Below are 14375 nucleotides of genomic sequence, written 5' to 3'. Positions count from 1 at the left end.
GAGCGAGTGCCGGCGGAGCCGGACCGAAACCGGGACCGCCCGCGATAAACACAGGCGGTGAGGCGTGCAGCGCCTGGTTCTTTCCCCCCGAGCCGGGAGACGCACCCGCGCCGGTGGTGGTGATGGCACACGGGTTCGCCGGCACCAAGGACTCCGGCCTGGCCGGATTCGCCGAACGCCTCCAGGCCGCCGGACTGGCCGTGCTGGCCTTCGACTACCGCGGCTTCGGGACATCGGAAGGACGCCTGCGTCAACAGATCTCCATCGCACGCCAACTCGACGACTACCGCGCGGCCGTCGACACCGCGGTGCGACAGCCCGGTGTCGACCCGGACCGGGTGGTGCTGTGGGGAGTGTCGCTGTCCGGTGGCCACGTCATCCGGCTGGCCGATGAGACGAGGGCGGCCGCGGTGATCGCACTGACACCGCTGACCGACGTGCTGTCCACCGGCCGGCACGTGCTGTCCGGATACGGTGCGGTCACCGTGCTGCGCAACACTGCCGACGGGGTGCGCAGCCGGATCGGGGCGGCCGCCGGCGCAGAGCCGGTGCTGATGCCGGTGGTCACCCCGGACGGTCACCGTGCGCTGCTGGGACCGGGCGGTGCCTACGACGGCTACCTGTCGATCGCCGGGCCCAGCTGGCGCAACGAGATCGACGCCGCCGTCGGGCTGGAGCTGGGCCGGATCTCGACGGCCCGCTACGCCAAGCGGATGACGGCGCCGCTGCTGGTGCAGATCGCCGACTTCGACAGCTACGTCAGTGCCGAGGCCGCGATGAAGACCGCGCGGCACGGCCGGGGCATCGTGCACCACTACCCCTGTGATCACTTCGACGTGTGGCCCGGGCGCGGCTGGTTCGAGCACGCCGTCAGCGACCAGCTCCGCTTTCTGCGCCGGGTTCTCGGTACAGCTCCCGAACGGCATCAAGGCGGACCTTGAGCGCGGCGTTGCGCGGCAGCTCGCCGACCACGTCGACGCGCGCCGGAACATTGGGGGCCGGAAGCGATTCCCGGACCAGGTCCTTGAGCTCCTCGGCGGTCGGGGGCCCAACCCCGGGCCGGCACTCGACACAGGCGAACGGCACCTCACCCAGCCGTGCGTCGGCCACACCGACGACCGCGGCGTCGGCGACCGCGGGGTGGGACAGCAGCGCCGAGCGCACCCGCTCGGGCAGCACCTTGAAGCCGCCGCGGTTGATCGCGCCGTCGGCGCGCCCGTGCACGGTGACGAAGCCGTCGTCGTCCACCGCGGCGATATCGGTGGTGGCGATCCAGTCCGGGCCGATCGCATCGACGCGCGCCGACAGCCGCCCCGGCGACCCCGCCGGTAGCTCGGCACCGTCGTCATCGACGATCCGGACGGTGACACCGGGCAGTGGCCGGCCCACGGTTCCGGGTTTGGCGTCACCGAACTCGGCGCGCAGCGCGGCCGTCCAGGCGCACGCGGTGCCGGCGAATTCCGTTGCACCGTAGGCCCACAGCAGGGGTATCCGGTAGCGCTGCTCGAAGGCCCGCTGCAGTTCGGGTTCCAGCCGGCCCGATCCGCCGGGCAGGTACTCCAGCGATGCCAGATCGGCCGGGTCGACGTCGGCGTCCAGCAGCATCCGGATCACCGCCGGCGCCACGCCGCTCCACCGGATTCGGTACCGGCGCACTGCCTCGACCCAGTCGGGGACGGCGAACTTCTCCAGCAGCACGATGCGCTGCCCGGCATGCGCGGCCGCCAGCAGTTGGCACACCCCGACGCTGCCGAAGGGCCAGAACACCAGCGCCGGTGGATCGCCGGGATCGATCCGTTGCCCGAGCGTCATGCCCGCCACGTTGTGGTCCAGCACCCGTTCGGGCAGCGCAACCCGCTTGGGCGGCCCGGTGGTGCCGCTGGTGAGCAGCCGCAGCCCCGGATCCGGTTGGCTGGGCGCCGATTCCGGCGACCGCTGTGCGAGCACCGTGGCGCCGGCGCCGATGGCAATCGCCGCGGATCCGGCGTCGGCGGCGGCCTGGCGGGCATCCGGGCCCCAATCCTGTTCGGCGGCAACGATCCCCGCCAGGTTGAGGCGCCGGATGTCGTCGGCGATCGCGGCATCGGACTGATACGAGTAGATCATCGATATCCCGCGGCCGCGGGCCAGAGCACCCAGGATCACCGCGGCGTGCGGCACCTGATTGCGGACCACCAGCCCGATCGGCTCCCCGTCGTCCACCCCGGCGGCGCGCAGCGCGTCGTCGCAGTCGGTGCCGAGCCGCAGAACGTCGTCGCCGGAATGCCAGACGCCGTCGAACTCGATGCAGTCACCGGATCCGTAGCTGTGCAGCCCGACGGCCAGCGCCTCCGCGAAACCCATGCCGGGTCAGTATTTGGTCGAACCCTGGTCGACGGCGATCGCCTCGGCGGTGATGAGCTTCGACTCGTCGGAGGCCAGCCAGCACACCGTGTCCGCGATGTCCTCCGGCTCGGCGATCCAGGTGTTGAGGAACGGGGTCAGCATGTGGGCCAGCTGCGGGTTGGTCTCCATGGTCCGCATGACCGCGTTCACCATCTCGCCGGTACCCATATCGGTGTTCACCGGTCCGGGATGCACGCTGTTGACCCGGATGCCGTGACGGCCGAGTTCGGCGGCGAACGCCCGCGCCATGCCGGTGACGGCGTGCTTGCTGGCCGTGTAGTGGATCATGAACGGCTGCATCTTCACCCCGGCCGCCGAGCTGATCAGCACGATCGAACCACCGCGGCCGCCGTCGACGATGTGCTGCGCACCGGCCATCACGGTGTTCCACGTCCCCGTCGTGTTGATGTCGAGCACGTCGCGGAAGTCGGCGGCGGTGATCTCGTTCCACGGCTGCGGGGCGGCCACCCCGGCGTTGGCGACGATGATGTCGAGCCGCCCGAGTTCGGCGACCCCGGCATCGACCACGGCGCGCAGCGCCTCCAGATCGCGGGTGTCGGCGACCGAGGCGAGGATGCGGCGGCCGCTCTTCTCCACCAGCCGTACGGTCTCATCCAGGTCCTCGCGGGTGGCGGGCTCATACGGCACGCAGGGCGGCAGTTCACCGGCGATGTCGACCGCGATGATGTCGGCGCCCTCGTCGGCCATCCGCACCGCGTGCGCCCGGCCCTGGCCTCGGGCGGCTCCGGTGATGAAGGCGACCCGGCCGGCAAGTCGTGGTGTCATTTCGCTCCCGATTTGTATCGTTGTGCCAACGGTAATGGCTTCGATACTAGCGGGCCGCGCGCTGGGCGGCCTTCACCAGTCCGCCGCCGATGATCAGTCGTTGGATCTCGCTGGTGCCCTCGTAGAGGCGCAGCAGGCGGACCTCTCGGTAGATCCGCTCGACCGCCATCTCCCGCATGTAGCCGCTGCCGCCGTGCACCTGGACCGCGAGATCGGCGACCTTGCCGACCATCTCGGTGCAGAACAGCTTGGCCGCCGACGGGGCGATGCGGCGGTCCTCGCCGGAGACCCACTTGGCTGCGGCGTCGCGGACCAGCGCCCGGCCGGCCAGCACTCCGGTCTGCTGGTCGGCGAGCATGGCCTGGACCAGTTGGAACTCTCCGATGGGGGTGCCGCCCTGGGTGGCGCTGGCTGCGTGCGCGACGGATTCGTCGAGTGCGCGTTGGGCGGTGCCGACGGCGAGGGCGGCGATGTGTACCCGGCCCCTGGCCAGTGATGTCATGGCGGCCCGGTAGCCGACATCCTCGCTGCCGCCGACCAGCGCCGATGCCGGCAACCTGACGCCGGTGAAGGTGACGTCGGCGGTCCAGGCGCCCTCCTGGCCCATCTTCCTGTCCTTGGCGCCGACCTCGACACCGGGGGTGTCGGCGGGGACCAGGAACACCGCGATGCCGGGTCCGTCGGCGTCGGCGGGGCGGGTGCGGGCGAAGGTGACGAACAGCCCGGCCAGGGGTGCGTTGGTGATGAAGCATTTCTGCCCGTCGATCACCCAGTCGTCGCCGTCGCGGACCGCACGGGTGCGCAGGCCCGCCGGGTTGGAGCCGGCACCGGGTTCGGTCAGTGCGAACGACGCGATGGTCTCGCCCGACGCAATCGACTCCAGCCAGCGGGACTTCTGCTCATCAGTGCCGAAGTTCACCAGCACCTGCCCGGCGATGCCGTTGTTGGTGCCGAACATCGAGCGCAGCGCCAGGCTGGTGTACCCGAGTTCCATCGCCAGTTCGACGTCCTGGGCGAGGTTGAGGCCCAGGCCGCCCCACTGCTGCGGAATGGCGTAGCCGAACAGGCCCATCTCGGCGGCGGTGCGGCGGATGTCGTCGGGCACCGCGTCGGTGGCCGATATCTCGTTCTCCCGGGGGACGACGACGGTACGGACGAACTGGCGGGTCTGTTCCAGAATGGCGGCGAAATCCTCGTCGTCGACCTCGGCGGGCGTTATAGTGACGGACATAGTCAGATATCATATATGAGATATGACTTTCCGAGAATGGGATCGAGTGGACGTGGACAATGCGTGAGCGCGACGCGAGCAGTGGGCACGACGTCGTCATCTGCGAGCCGGTACGCACCCCGATCGGCCGCTACGGCGGCATGTTCGCGGGCCTGACCGCCGTCGAACTGGGCGTGGCCGCGCTCACCGGCCTGCTGGAACGCACCGGGGTGCCGGCCGAGGCCGTCGACGACGTCATCCTCGGCCACTGCTACCCGAGCATGGAGGCACCGGCCATCGGCCGGGTCGTCGCACTCGACGCCGGACTGCCGGTCACCGTGGGCGGCATGCAGGTCGACCGGCGCTGCGGGTCCGGTCTGCAGGCCGTCATCAACGCCTGCCTGCAGGTCGGCTCCGGCGCCCAGCGACTCGTCGTCGCCGGCGGAGCCGAGAGCATGAGCAACGTGGTCTTCCACTCCACCGATATGCGCTGGGGCGGGGCGCGGACCGGCATCGCCGTGCACGACGCGCTGGCCCGCGGCCGCACCACCGCCGGCGGCAAGCACTATCCGGTGCCCGGCGGCATGCTGGAGACCGCCGAGAACCTGCGCCGCCAATACGGCATCTCCCGCGCCGAGCAGGACGAGCTGGCCGTCGCCTCGCATCACAAGGCTGTCGAAGCCCAGCGCGCCGGCCTGTTCGCCGAGGAGATCGTGCCGGTCACCGTCCCGGTCCGTAAGGGCGACCCGGTGCTCATCGACACCGACGAACACCCCCGCGCCGACACCACCGTCGAATCCCTGGCCAAACTGAAACCCGTTCTCGGCAAATCGGATCCGGAGGCCACCGTCACCGCCGGCAATTCCAGCGGCCAGAACGACGCCGCCTCGATGTGTCTAGTTACCACCGCCGAAGGCGCCGACGAGCTCGGGCTGCGGCCGCTGGTCCGGTTGGTGTCCTGGGCGGTAGCCGGCGTCGAACCCAAGGTGATGGGAATCGGCCCGGTCCCGGCGACCGCCGCGGCACTGGCCCAGGCCGGGCTAACGATGGCCGATATGGACGTCGTCGAACTCAACGAGGCGTTCGCCGCCCAGGCCCTGGCGGTCACCCGGGAATGGAACTTCACGCCCGCGGACTTCGAGCGCACCAACGTACGCGGATCCGGTATTTCCCTGGGGCACCCGGTCGGTGCGACGGGTGGGCGGATGCTGGCCACCCTGGCCCGCGAACTGCACCGCCGCGACGTCCGATACGGCCTGGAAACCATGTGCATCGGCGGCGGGCAGGGCCTGGCCGCCGTCTTCGAGAGAGTGTAGGAACCCCGATGACCCGCCTCGCCCAGACCCTGGGACTGACCGATTTCCAGACCGAAATCGTCGCCACCGTAAGACAATTCGTCGACAAAGAAATCATCCCGGTCGCCCAGGACCTGGAACACTCCGACACCTACCCGCAGGCCATCGTCGACGCCATGAAGGAGATGGGCCTGTTCGGCCTGATGATCCCCGAGGAATACGGCGGCCTGGGGGAGTCGCTGCTGACCTATGCGCTGTGCGTGGAGGAACTGGCCCGCGGCTGGATGAGCGTCTCCGGGGTGATCAACACCCACTTCATCGTCGCGTACATGATCCGCCAGCACGGCACCGACGCGCAGAAGAACCACTACCTGCCCCGGATGGCCGTCGGCGAGTGCCGCGGCGCGTTCTCCATGTCCGAACCCGAGCTGGGCTCCGACGTGGCGGCGATCCGGACCAAGGCCACTCGCACCGCCGACGGGAACTACGTGATCAACGGCCAGAAGATGTGGCTGACCAACGGTGGCAGTTCCACCCTGGTCGCCGCGCTGGTCCGCACCGACGAGGGCGCGGACAAGCCGCACCGCAACCTCACCGCCTTCATGATCGAAAAGCCTTCCGGCTTCGGTGAAGTCGTCCCGGGCCTGACCATCCCGGGCAAACTCGACAAGCTCGGCTACAAGGGCATCGACACCACCGAGCTGGTCTTCGACGGCTACCGGGCCGGCGCCGATCAGGTGCTCGGCGAAAAACCCGGGCAGGGCTTCTTCCAGATGATGGACGGCGTCGAGGTCGGCCGGGTGAACGTCTCGGCGCGGGCCTGCGGTGTCGGGCAGCGGGCCTTCGAGCTCGCCGCGCGCTACGCTCAGCAGCGGTCCACCTTCGGCAAGCCGATCGCCGAGCACCAGGCCATCGCCTTCCAGCTCGCCGAAATGGCCACCAAGGTCGAGGCCGCCCACCTGATGATGGTCAACGCCGCTCGGCTCAAGGACTCCGGGGAACGCAACGACGTCGCCGCCGGCATGGCGAAGTACCTGGCGTCGGAACTGTGCGCCGAGGTGACCCAGCAGAGCTTCCGCATCCACGGCGGCTACGGCTACTCCAAGGAATACGAGATCGAGCGGCTGATGCGCGACGCCCCGTTCCTGCTCATCGGCGAGGGCACCAGCGAGATCCAGAAGCAGATCATCAGCCGGCGACTGCTCGACGAATACCGGATCTGAGGTGTCCACCGCCGAATTCGGGCCTCGGCCGCAGATGGCGGCCGATGTCGCGCGGCTGATCCGGCGCCGGATCTTCACCGGCGGCTACCCGGCCGGCAGCTACATCCGGCTCGACCAGCTCGCCGCCGAGCTCGGCATCAGTGTCACCCCGGTGCGCGAGGCGCTGTTTCGGCTGGCCGCCGAGGGGCTGCTGACCCAGCGACCGCACCGCGGCTTCCAGGTGCTGCCGGTGACCGGCCGCGACATCGCCGACGTCGCCGATGTGCAGGCCTATATCGGTGGCGAATTGGCCAGCCGGGCAGCAGAACTGATGACCGACGACGAGATCGACCGGCTGTCAAAGGTGCAGGACCGTCTGGAGCAGTCCTACCTGGCCGACGATCCCGACCGCGCGGTGGCGCTCAACCACGAGTTCCACCGGGACATCAACCGGGCTGCGAAATCCCCGAAACTCGCCCAGCTGATGTCCCAGACCACCCGCTACGCCCTGGAATCGGTATACCCGACGGTGGGCGGCTGGCCCGAGCAGTCCAACCACGACCACCGGCGGGTGCTGGCCGCGCTGCGGGCCCGGGATCCCGAGGCCGCCCGGGTCGCCATGCGCGAGCACCTGTGCGCGGCCGCCGAACCGTTGATCGAGCACTTGCGGCGCATCCGGGTGCTCGACGACGAGGAATAGGAGAACCATGGGTGTGCTCGACGGAATCCGGGTGCTGGACTACGGCCGGTTCATCGCCGCGCCGTGGTGCAGCGCGATCCTGGCCGACATGGGCGCCGACGTGCTGCGGGTGGAGAAGCGCACCGGCGGCGAGGACCGCTGGGTGCAATCGGTCACCGATGGCGGGGAGGGCGGCACCTTCCTGCAGTGCAACCGCAACAAGCGGTCGCTGACCCTGGATTCCACCACGGCCGAGGGCACCCGGATCACCCGCGAGCTGGTGGCCCGCGCCGACATCGTCATCGCCAACATGCCGGCCGCCGGGATGCGGGCCAGCGGCCTGGACTACGAGACGCTGCGGGCGATCAAACCCGACATCATCCTGGCCAGTGCCACCGCCTACGGCGAGGGCGGCCCCTACAGCGACCGGATCGGGTTCGACGGCGCCGGCCAGGTGATGTCCGGCGCGGTGTACCGCCAGGGACTGCCGGAGCAGCCGATCCGAACCGTGGTGCCCTACGCCGATTTCGGTACCGCGCTGACCCTGGCGATCGGGGTGATGATGGCGCTGTACCACCGGGACCGGACCGGGCAGGGTCAGCACGTCGAGGGCGCGCTGCTGCCCACGGCACTGATGCTGTCCAACGCGTTCCTGATCGAACGCGACCTGCTCGGCGTCGACAAACCGCGGATGGGCAACCGCGGCGCATCGGTGGCACCGTGTGATCTGTACCGCACCGCCGACGACCAGTGGGTGTTGCTGCAGATCGCCGGGCAGCCGATGTTCAAACGCTGGTGCGCCCTGGTGGGCCGCGGGGAACTCTTCGACGACCCGCGATTCGCCGACGACGACCTGCGCTGGCGCCACGGTGACGTGCTCAACGACATCATGGCCGACTGGTGCGCGGACAAGACCAAGGCCGAGGTGCTCACCGCCCTGCAGAACGCCAAACTACCTGCCGCGCCGATGCTCTCAACACAGGAAGTGCTCGAAGACCCGCACGTCGCCGCCATGGGCTACCTGAACCGCGTCCCGTTCCCGGGCGCCGCGAAAGACGTGCCGATCATCGAAACGCCGTTCCGGCTCTCGGAGACCCCGGGCACCATCCGGCACCGGGCGCCGCTGCTCGGCGAGCACACCGACGAGGTGCTCACCGACCTCGGCTACGACGCGGCGCAGATCGACCGGCTGCGCGCCGACGGCATCGTGTGAGTCAGAACAGCGCCCGCAGGGCGGGCAGGTCGGGCTTACCGCTGGAGCGCAGCGGAACCTCGCCGGCCCGCAGCACCAGGATCCGGCGGGGAACCTTGTAGGCCGACAGGGTGTTTCGCAGCTCGCTGCGCAGCGCCTCGACGTCGCACGCCGCCGGGTCGTCCGCTACGACGACGGCCGCGACGATCTCGCCCCGGGTCTTTTCGGGCAGGCCCAGCACGTACGCCGGGGCGCCGGTGACGGCGCTGATGGCCCGTTCGACCTCGGGCGGTGCGACGTTGGCGCCGGCGGTCTTGATCATCGCGCCGGCGCGACCCAGGTAGTAGAAGTAGCCGTCGTCGTCGGTGCGGACCAGATCGCCGGTGTGGAACCAGCCGTCGTCGTCGAAGCACTCCTCGCGACGGCGGCCATAGTAGCCCGCCATGAGATACGGCCCGCGCAGGCACAATTCACCGACCTGACCGGCCCGGAGTTCGGCGCCGGTGGCGGCGTCGATCACCTTGGCGGAAAATCCGGGTGCGGGCCGGCCGTAGGATCCCCGGCGGTGCTCGGGCTGGTCGGATTCGTCGCCGTCGAGCAGGACGACGCTGCCGCCCTCGGTGAGCCCGAGCATGTTGTGGCGCAGCTCGGGATCGGCCGGCCGGCACTCGGGGGCCATGATCGGGTAGAGGTTGCCGCGCCGCAGACTCGACAGGTCGCGCCCGGCGAACCCGGGATGACGGGTCAGCGTCGCGATCCCGGCGATGAACCCGTTGGTGACGGTGGGCCGCTCGGCCTCGATCAGGTCCAGGATGGCTCCTGGGTCGGTCGCGTTGGAGCACACCAGCTCCGCGCCGGCGACCAGGGTGGCCAGCAGGCCGAACGCGAACCCGCCGATCCAGAAGAACGGTGAGTTGCAGAACAGCCGGTCGTCGGCGGAAAGGCCGCGGATGGCGTTGAGGTTGTCCTGGTGACCGAGCAGGCCCGCGTGGGTGTGCACGACGCCCTTGGGTTCGCTGGTGGAGCCGGAGGTGTAGATGATCGCCAGCGGATCGGCGCCGGTGACGTCGTCGGCCATCGCGGCGATCAGTTCGGCGGAAACCGCGTCGGGTTCCGGCACGGCGAGGTCGAACGACAGCCAGCGCAGCTGCGGGAGTTCCGGATTCAGCAGCGGCCCGGCGAGATCGGACAGCTCGCGGCCGAGAATCTCCCCGAGGTGCCCGCGGAAGTCGTTGCCGCGGTGGCCCCCGGTGGCCAGCAGGATCGCCACGTCGGCGGCGCGCAGCTGCCGGCGCAGTTCGGCTGGGGTGCTGAAGGTGGAGAACGGCACCACCACCGCGCCGATCCGGGCCGCCGCCAGCGCCGCCACCACGAACGCCGCGCCGTTGGGGAACAGCACGCCGACGTGCGTGCCCTTCCCGGCACCGAGTGCCACCAGGCTCCGCGCCAGCCGCGCCGAACGCTCATCGGCCTCGGCGTAGCCCAGACGTTCGCCGTCGCACACCAGCAGGGGGTGGGCGGTCGAGCGCCGGCGGGCCAGCGCCTCACCCACCGTGGTGACAGGGAGCTGCATCACCGACCGTCGGCGGTCACCGGGGCGGCGAAATGCGCCCGCACCGCAGAAAGGTCCGCCTTGCCCGACGGTGTGCGGGGAATGTCGGCGACGACGGCGATCTCGGTCGGGATCTCATAGCCGGCCAGGCGCGGCCGCAGATACTCGGCCAGCGCCGCGTCATCGGGCGCGGGGTCGGCGTCGTCGCGCAATTCCACCATGGCGACCGGTGTTTCACCCAGCCGGGGGTCGGGGCGGGCCACCACCGCGGCCCCCCGGACGCCCGGATGGCTCTCGAGTGCGGCGCGCACGTCGTCGGGCATCACCTTGAACCCGCCGCGGATGATGGCCTGGTCGGCGCGGCCGAGGATGTACAGGAAGCCGTCGGCGTCGATGCGAGCCAGGTCGGTGGTGCGGATCCAGTCGGTGCCCGAGCCCAGTTGGGCGGGTTTGACCTCGAGTAGCCCGGGTTCGTCGGGGCCCAGCACCGTTCCGGTGCCGTCGACCACCCGCAGCCCCGCACCGGGATTGGCCCGCCCGACGCTGCCGCGCTTGGTCGCCCAGTAGCATCGGTGGTCCTCCAGGGTCCAGCCGGCCACGCCGCCGCCGAATTCGGTTGCCGCATAGGAGGTCAGCACCGGTATGCCGAACTTCTCGGTGAACGCGTCGGCGTCGTCGGCCGACAGCGGTGCGGTGCCGGACGTGGCTACCACCACCCCGGCCAGATCGTCGCGGGTCAGCTCCGAATGCAACACCATCCGCAGTGCGGCGGGCACCAGTGACACCGCCTTGGGCCGGTGCTCGCGGACCGCGGCGATCCACGGCCCGAGTTCGAAGCGGGGCAGCAGCACGAACGGCCGGGCCTCGGCCAGGCACAGCAGCACCCGGAACACCCCGCCGACGTGCACCAGCGGGGAGTTGACGATCGCCACCCCGCGACGTAGCTCGGTCGGCGCGGGAGCGTTGTCCGGGTCGCGACCGATGACGCTGCGGGCCAGCATGTCGTAGGTCAGATCTACCCGTTTCGGCGGCCCGGTGGTCCCGCTGGTCAGCATCCACACCGCCACCCCGGGCCGGCCGGGATCGGGTTCGGCGTCGGTGGCGGGCTCGATAACCGGGGCCGAGGCCAGGTCGGTGATCGTCACCGTGGTGGTGGCCGGCGATCCGGAGCCCAGGTTGGCCAGATCGTCGGCCAGCCCGATGAGCATCGGAAGCTCCAGGGCCGCCACGTCGGCGCGGGTGCGGTCGTCGCCGCGGGACGGGTTGATCACCACCACGGTGGCACCGGCCATCAGCACGCCGAGCAACGCCGCCAGGTGGGCGGGCTGATTGCGCAGCATGATCCCGATGCGGCCGCCGGCGGCGTGCCGGCGGACTACCTCGGTGACGGCGTCGGCCGCCGCGGCGAGTTCTGCCCAGCTCGACCAGCCGCCCTGGTACTGGATCGCCGAAGCCGCGGGGTCGAGCGCGAGGACCTCGGCGATGCGTCTGCTCAGCGGGTGCACGGTCAGCGGATCCGGGGTTCGGTCTTGACCGGGGCGCCGTCGGCGCGGGAGGCGGCCAGTTCGGCCTGGCCCAGCGGGTTGCCCAGCCGGGTGTAGATCAGGCCCTGTTCCATCGCGGCCCGGTACGGCCGGTCCAGGGACTCCCAGATGGCCTTCACCGTGCCCTGGGTCGCCGACGGCGGTTTGGCGGCGATGGTGGCGGCGATCTCGTGCGCCCGGGTCCACAGCTCGTCGGCGGTGACCACCTCGGTGACCAGCCCGATCTGGTGCGCGGTCTCGGCGCTGACCCGTTCGTCGTTGCCCATCAACGCGATTCGCAGGGTCTGGGCCAGCCCGACCTTGCGCATCAACCCGATGGGCTCCAGTGCGCACACCAGGCCGGTGCTGACGTGGGAGTCGAAGAAGGTGGCGTCCTGCGAGCAGATCACCACGTCCGCCTCGTTGAGGAAGTAGAACGCCCCCGCGGTGCACATGCCCTGCACGGCGCAGACGACGGGTTTGAACATCTTCTGCCACTTGGGGCTGAGCAGCTCGCCCGGATCCTCGTGGTTCCAGACGTTGTCGGGCTGGCCGTAGGAGGATTTGATGTCCAGCCCGGCGCTGAAGGCGCGTTGCCCAGCGGCGCGCAGCACCACGGCGTGGGTCGCCTCGTCGAGCTTGACGATCCGCCACGCCGCGGCCATCTCCTCGCACAGCGTGCGGTTGAACGCGTTCAGCCGCTCGGGGCGGTTCAGCGTGATGGTGGCGACCTTGGCGGCGCGGTCGAACTCCAGCAGGATCGTCTCGAAGGGTTGGGTGCTCATGTTCGATCTCCTACCGGCACTGCCAGTTCGGGGCGCGCTTCTCGACGAAGGCCAGCGGTCCCTCGTTGGCGTCCTCGGTGCGCACCACCCGCTCGCGGAAGGTCTCGGCGAGGATCTCGGCCTCGTGCAGCGGCAGGTCGAGGGTCTTCTGGATGGCCAACCGGGTGCCGCGCACGGCGAGCGGGGCGTTGGAGTTGACCGCGGCGGCGATCTCGTGGGCGCGTTCCAGCAGCCGGTCGTGTTCGACGACCTCGGTCACCATGCCGAGTTCGTAGGCGCGCTCGGCGCTCATCCGCTCGTGCTTGCCCATCAGGGCCATCCGCAGCGCTACAGTGCGCGGCAGCGCCCGGGCCAGCCGCACCATCTCCCGGGCGGCGACCAGGCCGATGGAGACGTGCGGGTCGAAGAACGTGGCCCGGTCCGAGGCGATGACGATATCGCCGGTGGTGACCCAGTCCAGGCCTGCGCCACAGCAGATCCCGTTGATCGCGGCCAGCACCGGCTTGGCCATCCGGCGAAACGGTGGCGTCCCCTCCTGGGGGGCCTCCCACTGATCGTAGGTGGACAGGTAGGGGCGGGAATAGATGACCTTGCCGTCGTCGGGGATCTCCTTGACGTCGGCCCCGGTGCAGAACGCCCGGCCGGTGCCGGTGACGATCAGCAGCCACACGTTGTCGTCGTTCTCGGCCTCGTCGTAGGCCGCGCGCAGTTCCTCGATCATGTGCGGGCTCAGCGCATTGAGTGCCTCGGGGCGGTTCAGGGTGATGGTGGCGGTGTGGCCGTCGACCTGATAGCCGATGGTGTCGTGGTCGGTGGTGGAGCGTGCCGGTGGTGCCGACATGGGCAGTCCCTTCGGTGGTGGTGGTCGGTGGGCCTCAGCGGCCGGTGAAATCGGGATCGCGGCGTTCCCGGAAGGCCGCCAGGCCTTCCTTGAAATCCGTGGTGCGGCAGGACAGTTCCAGGTTGGACAGCTCACGGTCCAGACTCTGGGACAGGCCGGCCTGCTGGCCGAACGCCAGCGCCTGCTTGGTCAGGCCGAGCGCGACGGTCGGCATGGCGGCCAGCCGGGCCAGCAGCTCCTCGGCGCGAGCGTCGAGTTCCTCCTCCGGCGCGTGGTCGTGGATCAGGCCCCAGTCGACCGCCCGGATGCCGTCGACCTTCTCGCCCAGCAGCAGCATCCGCCGGGCCCGGGCGATGCCGGCCAGCCGGGGCAGCAGCCAGGTGGCCCCGGAATCCGGGCTGAATCCCCGGTCCAGGAACGGTTCCCAGATGGTCGCGGTATCGGCGGCAATGGTGAAGTCGGCGGCCAAGGCCAGGTTGGCGCCGAGCCCGACGGCCCAGCCCCGCACGCTGGCCACCACCGGCAGCTGGATGCCGGTGATCAGCTCGATGAGCCGGTGGGCGGTGTGCGGGATGCGGCGCACCAGATCGCCGGTGCGCGGTCGGTTCCCGGCGGCGTTGGTGGCGACCCAGTCCGCGCCGGTGCAGAAGTGCTCACCGGTGCCGGTGATGCCGATGGCGCGCAGCGAGTCGTCGTAGGCGGCGACCGACAGCGTCGCCACCAGGGTATCGATCATCGAATGCGACAGCGCGTTGCGGCGCTGCGGGCGGTTCAGGGTGATGCGCAGGATTGCGCCGTCGCGCTCGACGTGTACCGCGCCGTCGTCGCCGGAGTCCGCTGTCAAGGTTGCCGCCCGCCTTCCAGAACCATTACCGAGACCCATACAGTATGAGCTACGATTGCCGACTGAACACACCTTAGCAAG

Annotated in this window: 13 protein-coding genes; 5 read left to right on the top strand and 8 right to left on the bottom strand. The window is 70.2% G+C overall.

Annotated features, from left to right (window positions below; genetic code table 11):
- Nucleotides 1-44: 44 nt before the first annotated feature.
- Nucleotides 45-941 (top strand): alpha/beta hydrolase, encoded by an 897-nt coding sequence (locus tag G6N16_RS21055; RefSeq protein WP_234805809.1) that lies wholly within the window; start codon nt 45-47, stop codon nt 939-941.
- On the opposite strand, the gene G6N16_RS21050 is transcribed toward G6N16_RS21055, so the two are convergent.
- Genes G6N16_RS21050 through G6N16_RS21040 form a run of 3 tightly spaced genes read right to left on the bottom strand, consistent with a single transcriptional unit; the run spans nt 871 to nt 4402 of the window.
- Nucleotides 871-2343 carry an ANL family adenylate-forming protein gene (locus G6N16_RS21050; protein WP_083030428.1) on the bottom strand — a complete coding sequence of 491 codons (1473 nt, stop codon included), beginning with the start codon at nt 2341-2343 and terminating at the stop codon, nt 871-873. The two genes, G6N16_RS21055 and G6N16_RS21050, sit on opposite strands and share 71 nt — an antisense overlap.
- Nucleotides 2344-2349: 6 nt before the next feature.
- Nucleotides 2350-3171 carry a mycofactocin-coupled SDR family oxidoreductase gene (locus G6N16_RS21045; RefSeq protein WP_083030427.1) on the bottom strand — a complete coding sequence of 274 codons (822 nt, stop codon included), beginning with the start codon at nt 3169-3171 and terminating at the stop codon, nt 2350-2352.
- A 46-nt stretch (nt 3172-3217) separates the two neighbouring features.
- Nucleotides 3218-4402 (bottom strand): acyl-CoA dehydrogenase family protein, encoded by a 1185-nt coding sequence (locus G6N16_RS21040; RefSeq protein WP_083030426.1) that lies wholly within the window; start codon nt 4400-4402, stop codon nt 3218-3220.
- Nucleotides 4403-4461: 59 nt separating this feature from the next.
- On the opposite strand from G6N16_RS21040, the gene G6N16_RS21035 reads away from it, so the two are divergent.
- The 4 genes from G6N16_RS21035 to G6N16_RS21020 are packed head-to-tail and all read left to right on the top strand — an operon-like array spanning nt 4462 to nt 8770.
- Nucleotides 4462-5697, top strand: coding sequence for an acetyl-CoA C-acetyltransferase (locus tag G6N16_RS21035; RefSeq protein ID WP_083030425.1), 1236 nt, complete (start codon nt 4462-4464; stop codon nt 5695-5697).
- 8 nt (nt 5698-5705) lie between these two features.
- Nucleotides 5706-6899, top strand: coding sequence for an acyl-CoA dehydrogenase family protein (locus G6N16_RS21030; protein WP_083030424.1), 1194 nt, complete (start codon nt 5706-5708; stop codon nt 6897-6899).
- A gap of 1 nt (nt 6900) precedes the next feature.
- Complete coding sequence (locus G6N16_RS21025; RefSeq protein ID WP_083030423.1) at nt 6901-7578, top strand: GntR family transcriptional regulator; 678 nt, start codon at nt 6901-6903, stop codon at nt 7576-7578.
- Between the two features lie 7 nt (nt 7579-7585).
- Nucleotides 7586-8770 carry a CaiB/BaiF CoA transferase family protein gene (locus G6N16_RS21020; RefSeq protein ID WP_083030422.1) on the top strand — a complete coding sequence of 395 codons (1185 nt, stop codon included), beginning with the start codon at nt 7586-7588 and terminating at the stop codon, nt 8768-8770.
- A gap of 1 nt (nt 8771) precedes the next feature.
- On the opposite strand, the gene G6N16_RS21015 is transcribed toward G6N16_RS21020, so the two are convergent.
- The 5 genes from G6N16_RS21015 to G6N16_RS20995 are packed head-to-tail and all read right to left on the bottom strand — an operon-like array spanning nt 8772 to nt 14333.
- Nucleotides 8772-10322 carry a class I adenylate-forming enzyme family protein gene (locus tag G6N16_RS21015; protein WP_083030421.1) on the bottom strand — a complete coding sequence of 517 codons (1551 nt, stop codon included), beginning with the start codon at nt 10320-10322 and terminating at the stop codon, nt 8772-8774.
- The gene (locus G6N16_RS21010; RefSeq protein ID WP_083030420.1) at nt 10322-11806 is read right to left on the bottom strand and encodes a class I adenylate-forming enzyme family protein; all 1485 of its coding nucleotides are present in this window, start codon (nt 11804-11806) and stop codon (nt 10322-10324) included. The genes G6N16_RS21015 and G6N16_RS21010 overlap by 1 nt, the downstream gene beginning before the upstream one ends.
- A 2-nt stretch (nt 11807-11808) precedes the next feature.
- Nucleotides 11809-12609 (bottom strand): enoyl-CoA hydratase/isomerase family protein, encoded by an 801-nt coding sequence (locus G6N16_RS21005; RefSeq protein WP_083030419.1) that lies wholly within the window; start codon nt 12607-12609, stop codon nt 11809-11811.
- Nucleotides 12610-12619: 10 nt separating this feature from the next.
- On the bottom strand, nt 12620-13450 hold the full coding sequence (locus G6N16_RS21000) for an enoyl-CoA hydratase/isomerase family protein (RefSeq protein WP_083030418.1): 831 nt from the start codon (nt 13448-13450) through the stop codon (nt 12620-12622).
- A gap of 34 nt (nt 13451-13484) precedes the next feature.
- Entirely contained in the window at nt 13485-14333 is an 849-nt protein-coding gene (locus G6N16_RS20995) for an enoyl-CoA hydratase/isomerase family protein (RefSeq protein WP_083030417.1), read from the bottom strand.
- Between the last annotated feature and the right edge of the window lie 42 nt (nt 14334-14375).

Origin of the sequence: Mycolicibacterium insubricum, from assembly GCF_010731615.1 — a bacterium.
GTDB lineage: Bacteria > Actinomycetota > Actinomycetes > Mycobacteriales > Mycobacteriaceae > Mycobacterium > Mycobacterium insubricum.
This window is presented reverse-complemented; position numbering and strand designations above follow the sequence as displayed.

Bases quoted from the DNA above. Each gene is read 5' to 3' on its own strand.
- G6N16_RS20995 (WP_083030417.1), bottom strand. From the start codon at position 14,333: ATGGGTCTCGGTAATGGTTCTGGAAGGCGGGCGGCAACCTTGACAGCG.
- G6N16_RS21040 (WP_083030426.1), bottom strand. From the start codon at position 4,402: ATGTCCGTCACTATAACGCCCGCCGAGGTCGACGACGAGGATTTCGCC.
- G6N16_RS21035 (WP_083030425.1), top strand. From the start codon at position 4,462: ATGCGTGAGCGCGACGCGAGCAGTGGGCACGACGTCGTCATCTGCGAG.
- G6N16_RS21020 (WP_083030422.1), top strand. From the start codon at position 7,586: ATGGGTGTGCTCGACGGAATCCGGGTGCTGGACTACGGCCGGTTCATC.
- G6N16_RS21030 (WP_083030424.1), top strand. From the start codon at position 5,706: ATGACCCGCCTCGCCCAGACCCTGGGACTGACCGATTTCCAGACCGAA.
- G6N16_RS21005 (WP_083030419.1), bottom strand. From the start codon at position 12,609: ATGAGCACCCAACCCTTCGAGACGATCCTGCTGGAGTTCGACCGCGCC.
- G6N16_RS21050 (WP_083030428.1), bottom strand. From the start codon at position 2,343: ATGGGTTTCGCGGAGGCGCTGGCCGTCGGGCTGCACAGCTACGGATCC.
- G6N16_RS21000 (WP_083030418.1), bottom strand. From the start codon at position 13,450: ATGTCGGCACCACCGGCACGCTCCACCACCGACCACGACACCATCGGC.
- G6N16_RS21045 (WP_083030427.1), bottom strand. From the start codon at position 3,171: ATGACACCACGACTTGCCGGCCGGGTCGCCTTCATCACCGGAGCCGCC.
- G6N16_RS21015 (WP_083030421.1), bottom strand. From the start codon at position 10,322: ATGCAGCTCCCTGTCACCACGGTGGGTGAGGCGCTGGCCCGCCGGCGC.